Source organism: Nocardia sp. NPDC050712 (assembly GCF_040654295.1).
Taxonomy (GTDB): domain Bacteria; phylum Actinomycetota; class Actinomycetes; order Mycobacteriales; family Mycobacteriaceae; genus Nocardia.
The window spans coordinates 1,435,004-1,450,517 of sequence record NZ_JBFAHT010000002.1; the positions used below are offsets into that span (position 1 = coordinate 1,435,004).

Genomic DNA, 15,514 nt, shown 5'->3' on the forward strand with positions numbered 1-15,514 from the left:
TCGCACTACGGGCGAAGCATGCCGACAGTAGCCGCGTTCACGCCGACCAGGTCGACTGATACTTCGTCGGAAATCAGTGAGACTCGGCCTCCAGCAGTGGCCGCGAAGGCTGGTAGCAATCACGCGGATTCCCGGCCGAGAGCGCGGCATTGAGACGGCTCGAGGAGTCAGCGCTGGTTCGCGGAAGATCAACGGGCCGAGCGACTTCGGGCCGCCGGCAGTGCGTGCTCATGTGCGTCGCCCCAGCGGCCCAGTGTCCGATTCAGTGTACAAGCGTTCACTGACGCGCTATGGTTCCGGCAACCGCCGGTAACACTAAGTTCGGAGGAACGGCGGGAAAGGTAGGCCAGGAATATGAGCAGTCCCGTTCGATCCCGTGCGGCGCGGTCCTCGCGCGGCGCCTTCGGCTCCGAGGACACCGTCACTTCGTGCGACCCCGGCGATCTCGCCGTCGATGCCATGCGCGCCGGCTCGGAACTGGCGTTACTGGGCCATCGGGGGGCTGATGTCAGCGATCGGATGGCCGCCCTCGAGCGTTGCGCGCGGCAGTGGGCGAAGCTGGGCTTGGGGTTGGACCGGCTGCAACAGTTGGTGCATCAGGGTTACCGCTCGGGCTCCGACCGCGCGTACCTACGGGAAGCGCTGACCGAAGCCGACGCGGGGGTGATGCGGCGGCATCTGGACATTCTGGAGTCGCTGCACGTCCGCCTCACCCGCGCCTACACCCGACAACTCCCGGCGCCCACCAACTCCCACCACGCCGCGACCCGCAACCTCGCCGTGGCCTTGCTCCGGGGCGAACTCGCGGGCCCGCTTGCCCGCCACTGCGGTATCGCCATCAGTGCCCGCTACCACCTGGTGGCCGTGGGATTCACGCGACCGAGGACTCGCGACACCGCGACGCCGACGCTCGCCGTCCGCATCGACGCGGCGCTGACCGAGCGCTGCGGTACGCGCGCCTTGTCCATCATCGGCGAGGACGGCGGCACGTTGCTGATCCCACACGATTTGGTCGAAGATGCTGAACTCGGCGCTCTGGTCAGCGAACTGGCGCCGTCGATGATCGCCGTGGCAGTCGTCGCCGAGCCCGCCGATCTTCCCGCGGCCGGTAAGCAGGCTCACGAACTGCTCGACACGGCGATGTCGCTGCGGATCACCCCGGGAATGTATCGGATCAGCGATCTGGGTCTGTATTTTCAGCTCACTCGTCCCGGACCGGCCCGAGATGTGTTGCGCGCCTTACTCGAACCCCTCGACGACCATCCAGAACTGCTACAGACCCTGTCGGTGCACCTGGCCACCGATTTCAACCGGCAGCGCACAGCCGGTCAGCTGCATGTGCACCCCAATACACTCGACTACCGGCTCAAACGGATCCATCTGATCACCGGCTGTGACCCCACCACGGCCGCCGGGCTGTGGCGTTTGCGCTCGGCGATGGTGGTGCGCAGTTACACCGAGCAGTACCGCTCATCGGATGCGGTGACTGGTTGACCTAATCCGGGCAGGATCCCGCCGCAGTCGGATTGCCGAGTCGATTCCGAAGGCTGGTGGCGGGGGCTGTCCCCGCGCCACCAGTCGGCGCACGAAGGCGGGCTACACAGCCGGTCCCTCGATCGAGGGCATCACTGTCCGCGGGAAGCGTTCGCCACCTTGATGAAATCGATCTGGGCCGGTGACGGTCCGCGGGACTCGTTCTGGATTTGTTCCGCGTTCTCGGCCTGCATCCGATACAAACTGTCGCGCAGCCCGGCATCACCACCGTGGAACTCTTCCAGCAACTGCATCCACCGCGCCGCCAGCTGCTGAGCCTGCGGTGATGCCGGATCCAGCCCGGCTTCGATTGCCGCGTCGACCTGCGGGATCAATTCGCCCCACCCGGTTTCGACCTGTTCGATATGGGGCTCGCCGGAGTGTTCCCGGCGGTGCGCGAGCTGTGCCAATTGCTCGTGCGTGAAATATCGCTTGACCGTGTCGTCGACCATGACAGTCCTCCTGATCAGTTCCAGGAAGCGATTCGCGGAGAGGTCGGGCCGGTTCTGCGCCGTTGTCGCAAGTGTGGCCACCAGGGCGTGCAGGGCTTGCGCTTCGGATACCTGAGCAGCCAGAAAATCGCGATGCGCGGCCAGCACCTGTGCCGTTGCCACCGTGCCCGCGAGCACGTTCGCGATCTGGTCCAATCCCAGGCCCAACTGACGCAAGGCCACCACCTGATACAGGTGCTGAACATCGGCTTCGGTATAGAGCCGATGCCCGGCACTGGTCCGCCCGGCCGGACGAACCAATCCGACGCGGTCGTAGTGATGCAACGTCCGGACCGTCAATCCGATCTCCGTCGCGAGCTCACCGACCTTCCACACCTGCCCAGTTCCTGGCTTGTTCATCCGTTCGCGTCTCGCTTCCACCGCCGCACCTCGCGCCGGTATCGCCGACGCTATGGCCTGACGCTACGTCAGGAGCAAGCACGAATTCCTTGCTGAACCTCACGCGGCTCGACATGTATTTGCGCGCCCGCGCGCACCAAAGCGGTGGGGGTGAACCCGAACATGCGGTGGAACGTGTCGGTGAAATGTGAGGGTGTGGCGAATCCCGCGTCGGCGGCGCACCTGGTGGCGTCGTGCCCCGAGATATGTCCCTGGGCAGCGCGCAATATCCGCGCCCATTGTATGTAGCGCCGGAAACTGGTTCCGGTTTGCTCGGAGAACTGCCGCAGGAAATAGGACTGCGACAAACCCACCTCAGCGGCCAGCTTCGCCGCGCGGTGCGCAGCGGCCGGGTCGGCTCGAATGACACTTGCCGCCTTGGCAATTCGGATGTCGCGAGGTGCGGCTGCAGGAATGCTCGCCAGTTCCAGCACATTCTCGACGCCGAGGTGGGGGTGCTCGCACAGCGCGATGAGCTCCGCCTCGCGGTGGTGATCGACCGCGCATCCGTGGACGGTGCGAAGCATGCCCCCGAGGCTGCGCGTCATCGCCGCAGAGGTCGGATCGAAGTAGCAGAACAGCAGGCGGCCCGCACTCCGAACTATGTTGTGCGGCTTGCGTGCTCGGAACAGGAAGCTCCGTGCGGTGACATCCGGATGCCCGTCCGACCGGACCGTGAAGGGGCCCTGCACCCCGACCCCGAGACAGGCCAGCGCGCTGGAATGGGTATCCAGCTCCATCGAGGGGCCCAGGCTGACCACGTGGCCCATCCGCAGCCACACGACCAACGGCTGGGGCGGAGGGCACGTTCCTGACAGCGCCGACGAGGCCATGTCGGCCACGATACGGACCAGCGCCGAGATGCCGGCAACAAGTGGAGGAGCAACAGATCATGTCCAACGACATCACCGCGTCTGCCGAGGCGTTCGTGACCCGTTTCGCCGACGCCTGGGCCGAGCCGACTCCCGAACGCCTGATCGCCCTGGTCCACCCCGATGTAGAGCTGATTCAGCCGTTCAGTCGCAACCTCGTCGGGCACGCGCAGGTCGCCCGGTGGTTGTCTCGTACGTTCGCGATCGTTCCCGATCTGCGTGGCGAGGTGCTCAGCTGGGCCGATCGCGATGAAGTGCTGTTCATCGAGGTGCGGTTGCACGCCGTGATCGGTCGGCGGAACGTGGAATGGGTTGCCGTAGACCGGATTACCCTCGATGGTGACAGGGTGCGTCGAAGGGTCGCCCACTTCGATCCGGTCCCGCTGATCGTGCCTATTGCAATGAGTCCACGAACGTTGCTGCGTGCGCTCCGCCCTCGGCGCCGATGAGTCGAGATCGCTGACGGCGGAACAAAACCCAGCGCCGATGTGGTCATCGGTCCTATCCCTTGGTTCCCGGCCTCGATGAGACGGACACGAAACCAAGGGCGAGAAGAGCACGTCCGGAAATGCTGCTCATACGGGTACCGAGTGCACGGGCGCGGCTTGCGGACATCCGCTACTGCCGCGACCCGCGCGTCTTGAACCGGCCTGTGCGGGCGCACCCGGCTCTCGACTCCGCGGACAGGACCAATACTCAACGTGGCCTGGGGGCGCTACCGAGGTCTGGGTGCATCAAAGCAGTTGGGCGGACAACCATTTCACCGTTTCGCTGCGCACTGCGGGGCCGTGGACGGTGAACAACTCGAAATGGGACTCGGGATAGGTGAGGTACTGCACCTGATCCACGTCCCGTAGCGCTGCACGCACGCGGTCGGGCGGTGTGATCGTGTCGGACTCGGCCAAAACCGCCAGAACCGGAACCTCGATTCGACCTGCGGCCTTGGCAGTAGACCAGCGCAGCATGCGCGGCAGGGACGCGACGGTGACTTGATTGCGGTAGCGCGGGGCGTCGGCCGCCATCTCCTGTGCCCATGCGTAGGCGCCGTCGGAGTTCATGGCGGCGAGCTCACCGGGGTGGCCTGCCACCGGGATGGTCAATCCAGGGCGTCCGGCGAGACGGCACAGTTTGTCGCTGACCAGCGTTGGGAGCAGCCGTACGTTGGAGGTGGGGGTGAGGTGGATAAACGGGATGATCGCTGCCACCGCCTTGATGCGTGAGTCGGTGGCACCCACGATCAGAGCATGGCCGCCGGACATGCTGGTGCCCCAGACCCCGATGCGATCCGGGTCGATTCGCGGATCGTGGGAGAGCAGATCGAGCGCGGCTCGGAACGTGCGAAGTTGCTGGGCCGGGTCGACGTGCTGGCGTGGTGTACCCGCGCTGGCTCCGAATCCGGGGTAGTCGAAGACCAGCGACGCGATTCCGTGTCGGGCGAAGTCGTGGCTATAAGCGGGGATGAGCATCTCCTTCACCCCGGCGAAACCCGGCCCCGTGAGGACAGCAGGCGTGGGCTGAGCGCTGGAGTTCTCGGGCAGCGTCAGAACGGCAGCGACATCGATTCCATCGACGCTGAAGTTGACGTTCACGATTGGCATGGTGACCTCCATAGGTTTTGGTGGCGTACGGACCTGTTGAGCGCAACAGAGTGGGTGGCTGCTCGCGGGCGCTGTCCACTCGCTTCGCTGAGCCTCGCTACGACTTGCGTACGGGCAAGCGCAGCATCGAATCCCGGCCCGTGCCGGTGTGGATGATGTGGGTGGCAGTGTTGTTGAGCAGGTCGTGGCCTTGAACGAGGTGCTCCGGGGACCAGCGGTAGATGTCGGCACCGGCGATATGGAGACGAAGTCGCTCACCGGGGTTGAAATGGGCTGTGAACGGCCAGATTTCGATGTCCAGGGCCACCGGCTCGTCGGGCAGCGGTAGGTCGCGCTGGTGCGCTTGCACGGGCCGCTCCAGAGTGGACAGGTACGGGTCGAGTTCGCGTCGGCTCGCACGCATCCATCCGAGCGCTACCGGCCCGTCGTCGAGGTAGGCGAAACACGGGAAGTGCACGACGTTGCCCGCACTGTCGATCTTCTCCAGAAGGACGAACACGTCCATGTCGGTCGCGCCGGGAGATTCTGCCCACAGCCGCAATGAGGCATAGCCGGCCAGGTCGGTCATCCGGTCGAAGGTGAGGTCGAACGAGATCCTTTCCTCGCCCGCGTGCAGCCGGGGATTCGCCGGTGAGCGGGTCGGGTCGTAGGAAGCACTGGCGGGTTCGGGGGTGTACTCGACGAGGGTGCCGGTGGCGGCGTCGAGGTGAAAGGGAGTCGACTCGACGGCTTCGGGGGGCCACTGCGTCTCGGCGCGGACCGGGCCGACCTCGGTGCGGTCGCGATACTCGACTCGCACCGGTGGCCATTGTTCGAGGCCGGTGTCGATTCCTTTCAAGAAGTGGTCGAAGAATGCTCGCTGGCGCTCGACGGTGTCGGGGCTGTAGTAGTAGCGCCATTCCTTGCGGCCGTGAACATCTAGCCACTTCTGGGCCGAACCCGCGCGCAGGTAGGCATCGAGAGTGCCTCGGGTGTGGAGGCCGTGGTTGCCGACCGAACTGACAAAATACGCCGGCACTTCGATCTGCTCGACGGGGATGTCCTTGTCTGCCCATAGCTCGTCGTGCAGCAGGTGTTCGAACAACTCGGCGACGACGTCTTCGACCTTGCCGCGGCCGTAGCCCATCAACTCGTTGAGCAGGTGGGGGGAGAACTGGGTTTCGGGGATGCCACCGTGGAAGACCGCCTCGCGGTACTGGTCGAGAATGCCGTCGAAGGGGTTGATCGCGGCCAGGTGTGGTGGTCGCGTCGCGGCAACCGAGTACTGGGTGATCGCGAGGTAGGAAACCCCGCTCATGCCCACCTTGCCGTTGCTCCATGGCTGAGTTCCGGCCCATTCCACGAGATCGTGACCGTCCTGGGCTTCCTGTCTGCTGAAGAAGGTGGCATCTCCTTCCGAGCCCCAGGTTCCGCGGGGGTCGGCGAAAAGCAGGGCGTATCCGCGAGGAACCCAGTACTGAGGAACCGGGGCTTCGAACCGTGACCCTTGCGGTAGGGGTGGCTCGATATCTGCGCCGGCGCCCAGGATCGGGGGAAAGCCGTTGTGTTTGCCGTAGGGGCCGTAGGCGAGGAGGACGGGAACCCGCTCCTCGGCGTCAGGACGGCAGATGTCGACATAGATCCGCACGCCGTCGCGCAGGGTGACCGCGACATCTGTTTCGTGACGGATGCCGTCGCGCATCCAGCTGCGGGGACTGAAGCCGGGGTAACCGCCCTCCTCGGGTGCCTTCGCGTCCGTGAACCGGATCATGTCGGTATTCCTCATCTCGCTCCTAAACTAGAGAGTGCGCTCTAATTTTGGACTGTACTAGCATTCGGTGCGGCATGGGAAGCTCATACAGGACGCCGGAAACGAGGAGTTGATGGCCGCATCGACGGAAGGCATGCGTCGGCCGAAGCAGGCTCGCAGCCAAGACTCGACGGACAAGATGCTCGACGCGGCACTGGAAATCCTGAGCCGCGACGGGGTGCGGGGGCTGACCATTACCGCCGTCAGCAAACTCTCGGGGTCGTCCAACGGTTCGCTCTATCACCGCTTTGGCGACCGGCACGGCCTGCTGATCGCGGCCCAAGCCCGTTTCCTCTCTGGGGTCGAATCCACGTGGACGTCTCGCAGCGGTCCGATCTGGGATTCTCCTGACCTCGACACGCTTGTAACGCGACTGGTAGACGCATTTCTCGACATCTTTGAGGCGCACCGCAAGCTTTTCCAGGCGTTCATGATCACCAGCTACGACGATCCGGCGTTACGTGCGCGCGGCACCGACACCAGCCGCAGTGCTGCCGCCGCGGTCGCCCAGTTGCTCGTCGAGCGCGCCGGTTGCACTCCCGAGGCCGCCGATACGGCGTTCCGGGTGTTGTATGCCCAAGCCGTCCTCGTCGTGGTCTTCAGCGATGAGGAGGTCACCGCGACCGCGGTCGGCGCGGGGGAACGCCGGCGGCATCTGTTCCATGCCGTGCGGGCTGTGCTGCGCTCCTAGTCGCGGTCGCGGTCCCGATGATTAGAGTGTTTACTCTACGTTTGGATTGCTGGTCCGCGAACGCGTCGCGGACACCGCGTGATCCGCATTGCCCGCCCCGAATCGACAGCGCCGAGTTGCCTAGTCGCTTCAGCGAACCCGCCCTTCAGGAGTTGAAATGGCCACTGCGGCAGCTGGACCGGAACCCGTAGGTCAGGCAACGAGGCTTCGGCGGCTCCCGTAGTCAGGCCGGCGGGATTTCTTGTCGGCGAGCCTCTGCCGAGCGGGCCGCCTGGTCGGCGAACACACGGTATCGCCGTGGTGATTGCAGCGAGACCGGCGGAACCGCAGGGTATCCGGGACGATGGAGACGTGAATGCTCCTGCGCCTGGACCTGTTTTCGATGTGATCGCCGTGCTGAACGGTGTGGTAGACCTGCGGTCCTACCCACGCCGGAACATCGTACTGAGCTCACCTCAATCCGGCGGCTTCGTGTTTGGATCGGCCGGTTATGAGCGTGCGATTTTCGAACCGGTCATTCACCTGGTCAACGGTATCGAGCTGCTCGAATCGCAGGGCTGGCAGCTGGTCAGCGTGGTCGACCGCAACATCGAGAAGGTCAACTACACGATGGCATTCATGCGCCGCGCGTGACGCTCGTCCCAACTTACTGAAATCCGCCGACCGCGCGGCGAGAAAAGGCCACCCGCAGCGTCCGGCGGACGTGAAAGTGCGAGGCTCAGAACGTCGGCCAATTGCGGGCGGTGCGGCTTCATCGGTCGCCCGCCGACCGGATCGACTATCGCGATCGAGTCGTCCGCCGGGTGGCCAACCGAACGATGAACAGCAGGATGATCGCCCCGATAAGGCAAGTCAGGAAGCTGAACAACAGTCCGCGACCCGCGACCTCGGTTCCGAATCCCCGCAACAAGAACCCGCCGATCAGACCCCCGACGATTCCGACGACGATGTTGAGCAGGATGCCCATCTGCGCGTCGGTCCTCATCAGCTTGCTGGCAATCCATCCGGCCAGACCACCGATAACGATCCAGCCGATTACACCGAGTGTGAGCATCTGTTCCTCCTGAGAGCTATATGCACAGAACTGCCCACCTCCGGGTGGATCTAACAGCTGCGCCCGATCCGGTCACCTGCTCGCCCTCTGCCGGATACCTGATCCAGGGCGGCCACCGGCTATGCGACGGCGTCCTCGGCCAGCAGAGCTGCGTCGTTGTCTTGCGCGGGGTGCTTGCCGAGGAACCAGGTGGTCACCCAGAGTCCGGTCGACAACACGCACGCGCCCGCGACGGCGATGGTCAGCGAGTGCGAGATCCAGAACAGACCGAGCGCGAAGGCCGCCGCCATCGCCGTGTCCAGCAGGCGTACGACGCGGGCGTCGCGCTGGTCTTTCAACGATTCCGCAGATTCGATAGTGAGCACACTCCGCCGATTAACCAACCGAACAGTTTTCAATCGGCCAGTTGATCTTTCGGTTGCCGGCCATTGGAACGTTGATCGGCGGTGGCGGGGCTGATCTCGGTGTCAGTGGGTGTGTCAGCCGGGTGTCAGGGCGGTGTCAGCCGACCCGGCCACTGTGTGTACATCGAAGAAAACGGCACCGACACCCGGAGCCATAACCGAGGAGTACACGACATGAGCACCATCGCCATCACCCTTAACGACCAGGACAAGAGCGCCCTGCGGACCGCCGCCTACGGCTCGGTCGCCCTGCTGGCCGCCGCCGGCGCCCCACACAAGGCCATCAGCCAGGGTTCGATCGCGCTGACCTCGGCGACTGGGCTGACCGGGCATGTGCTCTCGGTGAAGTCCAAAGACATTGCCCTGCCCGGTAAGAACGTCGCCGAACTCGCCGAGCAGGTCTTGCCCGCCCTGACCGCCGCGGTGGACCTGCTCGCCCAGCAGTACCCGGCCGAGGTCGACAACTTCCGCAGCACCGTGCTGGTCGCGGTCGAGGCTGCCCAGTTCGCCAAGGGTGCGCCGAGCCCTGCGGTGGTGGCGATGGCCGCCAAGATCACCGCGGCTCTCGGCTGATCACGAGGGATCCGCGCCATCACTGAGCGAGTGTTGGCGCGGTGACACTCTCCCGGCGGAAAGCGTCCGGGGCGCGAGCATTCCAGCCGCAGAGCGCGGTCCGAAGCGGCCAGCTCCGTACCCCGGAAGATCAATCAACCATGGGTATCTGATGCCAGCCGAACGCGCTTCTGTCGATGACAGTGTCCTCGCGACCTGGACCGGAACGAAATTCTCGGTGTGCCACCACGGCCGGTATCCGCCGAGGGCGCAATCAGAGGTGATCGTCGGCGAGGGTGAAGGGGTCCTGGCCAGTTTTGAAGGCGCACCATTCTTGCCAGAGGTTGTATGGGTCGATGTCGCGATATCCACGCGACCGATCCAACTCTCGCTGGTCCGAGAGTGGCATCATCATGTAGAGGGCGTTATCGCGTACGTCGAGTGCCTCGTCCTCTGTCAATGCCTCGCCCTTGTCGTCTTCGCGGCCAATCAGCAGGGCGATGAGCGCGGGCATCGGGATGGGTACCAAAGGATCATCGTCGTGCGCCGCCTGGCCCGGCTCGGTCGGCTGATGAGTGCTCACGGCAAATCCATTCCCCTATGACAGACAAGACAGCACTCGAAAGCGCCTCCGGAACTGTACAACGACCGCGGCGCCAGGACGGCGCGCAGAGAATGAAGCTACGCGAATGACCGGCCCTGCAATCGAACTCGGTGTCGCGCTTTCACCAGACGTGCTGCTCGAGGAACGCCGAGCCGGACTCGCGTGCTCATCCTTTGATGAACGCGAGAATCTCAGCGTTCACCTCTGCCGCGTGGGTCAGGTAGAGACCGTGTCCGGCGTCGGGGTACTCCTTCAGGACGGCGCGGTCGGTCAGCTGGACCGCCTGGCGGCTGGAGATCTCGATCGGGATCGACTGATCGGCTCGACCGTGCAGGAACAGGGTGGGCACCGGCAGGGCGGCTACGTCGGCGCGGTGGTCGGAGTGGAACAGTTCACGTTGCATAACCACGGTGGCGTAGGGGGAGGCAGACAGGCAGCGCCGCATCTCCTCGTCGATCATCGCCTGGGAGACCGCGGCGCGCAGGTGGGTCGCGAAGTAGCCCTGGGCGCGGTCGGCGAACCATTTGGGCCGGTCAGAGCGCAGTAGCCGCAGGGTGTTCTCCAGGGCTTCCAGGGGGACGCCCACCGGGTTGTCCGCGGTCTGCATCATGAACGGCACTGCGGGAGCGAGCAATACGACGCGTTCGACGCGGTCGGCACCGTGGCGGGTCAGATAGCGCACCACCTCGCCGCCACCGCCGGAATGCGCCACGAGTGTGAGGTCGCGCAGGTCCAGGTGCTCGATCAGTGCGGCGACGTCGTCGGCGCGAGTGTCCACGTCGTAGCCCGTCGACGGGCGATCGGAACGCCCGTGGCCGCGGCGGTCCACCAGGATGCATCGGTAGCCGCGGTCGAGGAAGTAGTGGAGCTGGTATTCCCACATGTCGCTGTGCAGCGACCAGCCGGCGACGAACAGGATCGGGGCGCCGGTGCCGTAGTCCTCGTAGGCCAGGGTGGTGCCGTCGGTGGTGGTCTGGAAAGTAGGCATGATGGGGCTCCTCCAGGGGCTCGAGCTGGTGTTCCTCGGTGTCGAGAACTACGTTATGGCTCGTGGAGGGGGTGCCGAATCAGTCATCTATAGGTACTTTGCGAGCACCATGCTGGATTGCCGCTGCCGGTTACGATTTCACGGCGGAGTCAGTAGCGTCGAACTGCGCGAGGCGGCACCACAGACGCCGACCGGCGCGTTGCCTTCCACTGAGGAACCTGGAGAACTCCACGTGAAGTACAGCGTTTCGATTGAGATCGCACTGCCCCGGGAGAAGGTCGTTCAACTACTCAGTGACCCCGTGCACCGGCCGAAGTGGCTGCGAGGCTTGGTACTGCACGAGCCGCTACGTGGTGCGGACGGGCAGGTTGGTACCGAGTCGAGGGTCGTGTTCCAGTCGGGAGGGCGAACTATGGAGTGCACCGAGACCGTCACGCGCCGGGAACCGGAGAACCTGCACGGAATCCCGTCGGACCGCGTCGTCCACTTCGACCGTGAGATCGTCGCCGCAGGCATGTGGAGCGCCGCGCGCGAGCAGATTACGGAAACCGGCACGGCGAGCACACTCTGGGTGAGCGAGAACGAGTACCGGTTCAACGGCCTGATTCGATTGGCGGCTCCTTTCATGCGCGGTGTCTTCATCAAGCAGTCACGACAACACATGCAGGACTTCAAGTCGTTCGCTGAGCACGGGACGGACGTTCGCGAAGCAAAAGACTGAGTCGTCGAGAATTCGCGACGAAGCTAATCGCTGGCAGTTGCCAGCATTCGTCGTCGGATGGCGAGCAACTTGACGCCGAGTCGCATTTTCGCCCAAAGGCTCAGCGGCGGCATCAGCGGCCGCGTCGGTGTCGGTGGAAGGTCGAGCGCGGTCGCCAGGTGGGTGAGCCAGAGGCCGATGCTGGACAGCGCCAGAGGCGAGGTCGGCGCGTTTGCTTCGAAGATGTGCCAAGCGCCTGGGATGTGATGCACGGTGACGGGGACGCCGGCGTCGATGAGGCGCTGTGCGTAGTCGAGACCCTCGTCGCGTAGTGGGTCTAGTTCGCAGACAAGAACGAAAGCCGGTGGGAGCCCGGATAAATCAGTGGCACGGGCGGGTGCGGCGTAGGCGGGAACGTGGTCGCGGTCGGGAAGATAGTGGTCGTAGATATCGGCGAGATCGTAGGTGTTGAGGACGCGTCGGTCGGTGATGCGGCCGGCGGAGACGGTGATACCGCGGTCGTCCAAGGTCGGCGCATAGAGCGATTGGTAGACGATGGCGGGTCCACCGCGATCACGGGCCATGAGCGCAACCGCGGCGGTCAGTCCACCGCCTGCGGATTGACCGGTGACGGCGATGCGATCGGGATCGATCCCGAGTTCGGCCGCGTGCGCCGCGGCCCAGGTCAGCGCCTGGTAGCAGTCCTCGATGCCGGCCGGGTACGGATCCTCCGGCGCCAGGCGATACGAGACCGAAACCACCACCGCGCCAACCTGTTCGGCGAGCGCGATGGCGACATGATCACCGCCTGGTTTGCTGCGACCGAACGCGAAGGCGCCACCGTGGAGATACAGAATGGCGGGTCGTGACCCGATCGCCCCCCGCGGTCGATAGAGGCCGATGGGGATGAGGTTGCCGTCGGGTCCGTCGATGTCCAGTGTTCGCACCTCGACTCGCGACGTGTCGACCGGCACGGCGGTAAGCAGGGTGTCGAAGAGGGAGCGGGTGGCGCTCAGATCGTCGAAGAATCCGGGACGTCGCGGCATGGTCTTCAGCGCGGCGGCGAGATCCGAATGAGTGTGCTCGCGGATGTCGGCGATCGAGTCCACAGGTGGGACTCCTTTCGGGTCAGCGCAGTGAGGTCAATGGCGGTTCGCGTTTTCACGCGACGGCGGTGTGCGCCCGACGCGCGATGCTCGGTCTCGGTCTGCCGTCACGCGGGCGGCTTCACCTAGCTTTGTATCTGACGTCAGGTTCAGATACAAGGGGTGGGGCCGAACGCATCGCCGGGAAGTCAACGCCTGGCAATCGACTGCCGCGTTGAGCATCCTGTATCGGCTCGGTGGACGAGCGACAAGTGGACGCGAACCCTCCGCGCGCGAAACAACCACTGGCAACACATGATTCGGAGGGTCGCGGGGTGGGCGGCCCGACCCCATGACGCCCGCCCCGCGACTCCGATGGGGGCGGTCCGACCAACCCGACCGGACCGCCCCGTGTAACGCACAACGCGGCTACCGGTGGCTGGGGTGCCGCCGGTAGCCGGGTGTTATGCGTGGGTCATCGCTGGATCAGCGTGCGCAGGGTGGTGAGCGTGGCCCGGCGTTCGTAGGCGATCCAGGCGAAGATCGCGGTGAGCACCAGCGCGAACGGGGCCAGTTTCGGGCTTCCGGCGAGGAAGGCGTTGTAGCCGGCGGCGAGGAAGGTGAGGATCGCCAGGCCGGTCGCGGCGGCGGCGGTCAGGCGGGGCACCATGAGTCCGATGCCGCCGGCGACTTCGGCGAGGCCGATGAAGATCAGCAGCGCCAAGGGGATGGAGAAGGCGGTGGTGTTGTTTTCCATCAGGGTGTGGGGGATGAGGAGTTTCGGGCCGCCGGAGGCGATGAGGAAGAACAGGCCGAGCACGATCTGCAGGGTCCACAGGACGCGGTTGCGGATCTTGCCGGGGCTGGTGGTGGTGGGGGTGGCGGTGATGGTGGTCATGGGGTGTTCCTTCTGGGTCGGTCGCGCCGGGTTGGTGGCGTGTTCGTCAGTAAGGACGGGGGTGGTCCGGAAAACTCATCGCGGTGGTCGAAAGAATTTTCACCGCGCTGGCGGACCGAATGCGGGTTGTGTTTCCGGCCGGAGTCGGGCCTCGGATTCGAACTGATCCCGATCACGCGCTGAACGTTGTGCGCGCCTGCGGGGGTGAGGGCCGGGGCAACGCAAGCCCAGTACGCTCGCAACACTATGGATGCCTTCTATCTGCCGGACTCCGAGGACCCGAATCGGTTTCATTCCACCGAGCTGACCCGCGGGCCCTGGTCGCCGCACGCACAGCATGCGGGCCCGCCGTCAGCACTGCTCGGGCACGTCATCGAGCGATGCGAGCCGCGCGAGGGGTTCCGCGTGGGCCGGGTCGCGGTCGAGATCCTCGGCCCGGTGCCGATCGCTCCACTGACCGCGGAGGTGCGAGTCACCCGCCCAGGCCGAAGCGTCGAGCTCATCGAAGCCACACTGAGTACCGAGCAGGGCCCGGTGCTGAAGGCGAATGCCTGGCGACTACGGCAGGCCGAACCGGAACTGGAACTGCCCGTCGAGATATTGCCGACGGGCACACGACCGGGCCCCGACGCGGCCCGGGTCGAACCGTTCCCCTCCACCCAAGAAGTCGGATTTCACACGGGCATCGAATACCGCTTCGTCACAGGCGCTTTCGATGAACCCGGTCCAGCAGTGTGCTGGATCCGCCTGCGCTACCCGATCGTCGCGGGTACCACTGCGAGCCCGCTGGAGCGAACCCTCGCCGCCGCTGACTCCGGCAACGGTGTCAGCGCGGTATTGGACTGGGATAGATACCTTTTCATCAATACCGATCTCACCGTGATTCTGCACCGCGAACCGGCCGGCGAGTGGGTGTGCCTGGATGCGGCCACCTATCCCGACCGCAGCGGCGTCGGACTGGCCGAATCGCGGCTGTTCGACGAAAAGGGCCCTCTCGGCCGCGGCGTCCAAACCCTGTTCCTCAGCCCGCGCTGACCACGAACGCGCCTCCCGCGTCCGGTCGACTATCGAGCATCGGACTACCAGGCCCTCGACATGCTCGACCAGACTGCCTTGGCCGCCCTGGGCCTCGAACTCGATCGCCATGGAATGGAAACCCTGGACCTACAGCCGCGCCGGATACACTTGGGCCGCAACAGTTTCAGCTCGAATGCCTGGGCCGCGCTGCGCCTTGCCGTCGACGCCACCGGAATCAAGACCAGACGTCGAGCACCGAACCATTTGCTGCGCGCCCTGCTGTCACTACAGCCGCCGGACCCGGTAATCCAACTACTGAGCGAACTCGACATCGACTGCGCCACGGCATTGGAGCGGCTCACCGAACTCGAAAAGCGCCACCCAAGCGGGCAACTGTCGGCAGATGCCGGCGTGTAGGGCCGACCCGGGAAGTCTCCGAGATCGGGGAGTTGCCGGGTCTGGATGTCGGCGCGCATCTGTCGACGATCGACTCGCACGTCACCCCGATTGGGTTCTTGTGGCAGAACGGGCATATTTACCTGACAAGTTATCCAGGCCGCCCGCATCTGGGCAGGATCATGCGGAATCCCAAGGTGGGTTGGTGATCGACGTCGGGGAAGAGCTGCGAGCCGACGGCGAACGGCCGAACAAGCAGGTGCGGCTGGTCGGCGATGCGACCGTCTCGGTCGATCCGGACGAGATGTGGACTCGGCGTATCCGGGCCAGCCGTCCGGATATCTTGGCCGAGATGGCTTCCCAGCGCACGCACAAGCCGATTCGAGGGCATCGGCGCGGCCGGTTGTCCGTGGGGGCGTAGCCGGGGTGCGGACCTGCCGCCG

General features: G+C 65.1%; 19 protein-coding genes. 9 read left to right on the plus strand and 10 right to left on the minus strand.

The features are described 5' to 3' along the window. Positions 1-354 precede the first annotated feature (354 nt). On the plus strand, positions 355-1,494 hold the full coding sequence (locus AB0H76_RS17470) for a helix-turn-helix domain-containing protein (RefSeq protein ID WP_357324311.1): 1,140 nt from the start codon (positions 355-357) through the stop codon (positions 1,492-1,494). A 131-nt stretch (positions 1,495-1,625) separates the two neighbouring features. On the opposite strand, the gene AB0H76_RS17475 is transcribed toward AB0H76_RS17470, so the two are convergent. Both AB0H76_RS17475 and AB0H76_RS17480 read right to left on the minus strand, forming a co-directional pair. Further along, positions 1,626-2,405, minus strand: coding sequence for a MerR family transcriptional regulator (locus tag AB0H76_RS17475; RefSeq protein WP_357324314.1), 780 nt, complete (start codon positions 2,403-2,405; stop codon positions 1,626-1,628). 47 nt (positions 2,406-2,452) lie between these two features. Next, positions 2,453-3,256: a helix-turn-helix domain-containing protein gene (locus tag AB0H76_RS17480; RefSeq protein ID WP_357324317.1), complete on the minus strand. Its 804-nt coding sequence runs from the start codon at positions 3,254-3,256 to the stop codon at positions 2,453-2,455. Positions 3,257-3,315: 59 nt separating this feature from the next. Here AB0H76_RS17480 and AB0H76_RS17485 point away from each other — a divergent pair, with 59 nt between their 5' ends. Continuing rightward, positions 3,316-3,744 (plus strand): nuclear transport factor 2 family protein, encoded by a 429-nt coding sequence (locus tag AB0H76_RS17485; protein WP_357324320.1) that lies wholly within the window; start codon positions 3,316-3,318, stop codon positions 3,742-3,744. 285 nt (positions 3,745-4,029) lie between these two features. Here AB0H76_RS17485 and AB0H76_RS17490 read toward each other — a convergent pair whose 3' ends face one another. Beyond that, positions 4,030-4,884 carry an alpha/beta fold hydrolase gene (locus AB0H76_RS17490; protein WP_357324323.1) on the minus strand — a complete coding sequence of 285 codons (855 nt, stop codon included), beginning with the start codon at positions 4,882-4,884 and terminating at the stop codon, positions 4,030-4,032. Between the two features lie 106 nt (positions 4,885-4,990). Next, positions 4,991-6,574 (minus strand): CocE/NonD family hydrolase, encoded by a 1,584-nt coding sequence (locus tag AB0H76_RS17495; RefSeq protein ID WP_357324326.1) that lies wholly within the window; start codon positions 6,572-6,574, stop codon positions 4,991-4,993. Between the two features lie 181 nt (positions 6,575-6,755). Here AB0H76_RS17495 and AB0H76_RS17500 point away from each other — a divergent pair, with 181 nt between their 5' ends. Beyond that, positions 6,756-7,373, plus strand: coding sequence for a TetR/AcrR family transcriptional regulator (locus AB0H76_RS17500; RefSeq protein ID WP_357324329.1), 618 nt, complete (start codon positions 6,756-6,758; stop codon positions 7,371-7,373). Between the two features lie 351 nt (positions 7,374-7,724). Next, a complete protein-coding gene (locus AB0H76_RS17505; RefSeq protein ID WP_357324332.1) occupies positions 7,725-8,006 on the plus strand; it encodes a hypothetical protein in 282 nt (93 codons plus the stop codon). Between the two features lie 145 nt (positions 8,007-8,151). On the opposite strand, the gene AB0H76_RS17510 is transcribed toward AB0H76_RS17505, so the two are convergent. After that, complete coding sequence (locus AB0H76_RS17510; protein WP_357324335.1) at positions 8,152-8,427, minus strand: GlsB/YeaQ/YmgE family stress response membrane protein; 276 nt, start codon at positions 8,425-8,427, stop codon at positions 8,152-8,154. Positions 8,428-8,546: 119 nt separating this feature from the next. Further along, complete coding sequence (locus AB0H76_RS17515) at positions 8,547-8,792, minus strand: hypothetical protein (protein ID WP_357324337.1); 246 nt, start codon at positions 8,790-8,792, stop codon at positions 8,547-8,549. Between the two features lie 213 nt (positions 8,793-9,005). Between AB0H76_RS17515 and AB0H76_RS17520 the strand changes: the two genes are divergently transcribed. Then, complete coding sequence (locus tag AB0H76_RS17520) at positions 9,006-9,404, plus strand: hypothetical protein (RefSeq protein ID WP_357324340.1); 399 nt, start codon at positions 9,006-9,008, stop codon at positions 9,402-9,404. A 253-nt stretch (positions 9,405-9,657) separates the two neighbouring features. Here the strand turns inward: AB0H76_RS17520 and AB0H76_RS17525 are convergent, their stop codons facing one another. Both AB0H76_RS17525 and AB0H76_RS17530 read right to left on the minus strand, forming a co-directional pair. Continuing rightward, positions 9,658-9,966, minus strand: coding sequence for a hypothetical protein (locus AB0H76_RS17525; RefSeq protein WP_357324343.1), 309 nt, complete (start codon positions 9,964-9,966; stop codon positions 9,658-9,660). A 187-nt stretch (positions 9,967-10,153) separates the two neighbouring features. Beyond that, the gene (locus tag AB0H76_RS17530) at positions 10,154-10,975 is read right to left on the minus strand and encodes an alpha/beta hydrolase (RefSeq protein WP_357324346.1); all 822 of its coding nucleotides are present in this window, start codon (positions 10,973-10,975) and stop codon (positions 10,154-10,156) included. On the opposite strand from AB0H76_RS17530, the gene AB0H76_RS17535 reads away from it, so the two are divergent. Beyond that, positions 10,953-11,696 carry an SRPBCC family protein gene (locus AB0H76_RS17535; protein ID WP_357324348.1) on the plus strand — a complete coding sequence of 248 codons (744 nt, stop codon included), beginning with the start codon at positions 10,953-10,955 and terminating at the stop codon, positions 11,694-11,696. The two genes, AB0H76_RS17530 and AB0H76_RS17535, sit on opposite strands and share 23 nt — an antisense overlap. A gap of 23 nt (positions 11,697-11,719) precedes the next feature. On the opposite strand, the gene AB0H76_RS17540 is transcribed toward AB0H76_RS17535, so the two are convergent. Together AB0H76_RS17540 and AB0H76_RS17545 are read right to left on the minus strand one after the other, a co-directional pair. Continuing rightward, positions 11,720-12,784 (minus strand): alpha/beta hydrolase, encoded by a 1,065-nt coding sequence (locus AB0H76_RS17540; RefSeq protein WP_357324351.1) that lies wholly within the window; start codon positions 12,782-12,784, stop codon positions 11,720-11,722. A gap of 451 nt (positions 12,785-13,235) precedes the next feature. Next, on the minus strand, positions 13,236-13,658 hold the full coding sequence (locus tag AB0H76_RS17545) for a DoxX family protein (protein WP_357324354.1): 423 nt from the start codon (positions 13,656-13,658) through the stop codon (positions 13,236-13,238). Between the two features lie 246 nt (positions 13,659-13,904). On the opposite strand from AB0H76_RS17545, the gene AB0H76_RS17550 reads away from it, so the two are divergent. The 3 genes from AB0H76_RS17550 to AB0H76_RS17560 all read left to right on the plus strand — a co-directional run bounded on the left by AB0H76_RS17550 (position 13,905) and on the right by AB0H76_RS17560 (position 15,492). Beyond that, complete coding sequence (locus tag AB0H76_RS17550; protein WP_357324357.1) at positions 13,905-14,693, plus strand: thioesterase family protein; 789 nt, start codon at positions 13,905-13,907, stop codon at positions 14,691-14,693. A gap of 60 nt (positions 14,694-14,753) precedes the next feature. Next, the gene (locus AB0H76_RS17555; RefSeq protein ID WP_357324360.1) at positions 14,754-15,092 is read left to right on the plus strand and encodes a hypothetical protein; all 339 of its coding nucleotides are present in this window, start codon (positions 14,754-14,756) and stop codon (positions 15,090-15,092) included. 184 nt (positions 15,093-15,276) lie between these two features. Then, complete coding sequence (locus AB0H76_RS17560; protein ID WP_357324363.1) at positions 15,277-15,492, plus strand: hypothetical protein; 216 nt, start codon at positions 15,277-15,279, stop codon at positions 15,490-15,492. Positions 15,493-15,514 lie beyond the last annotated feature (22 nt).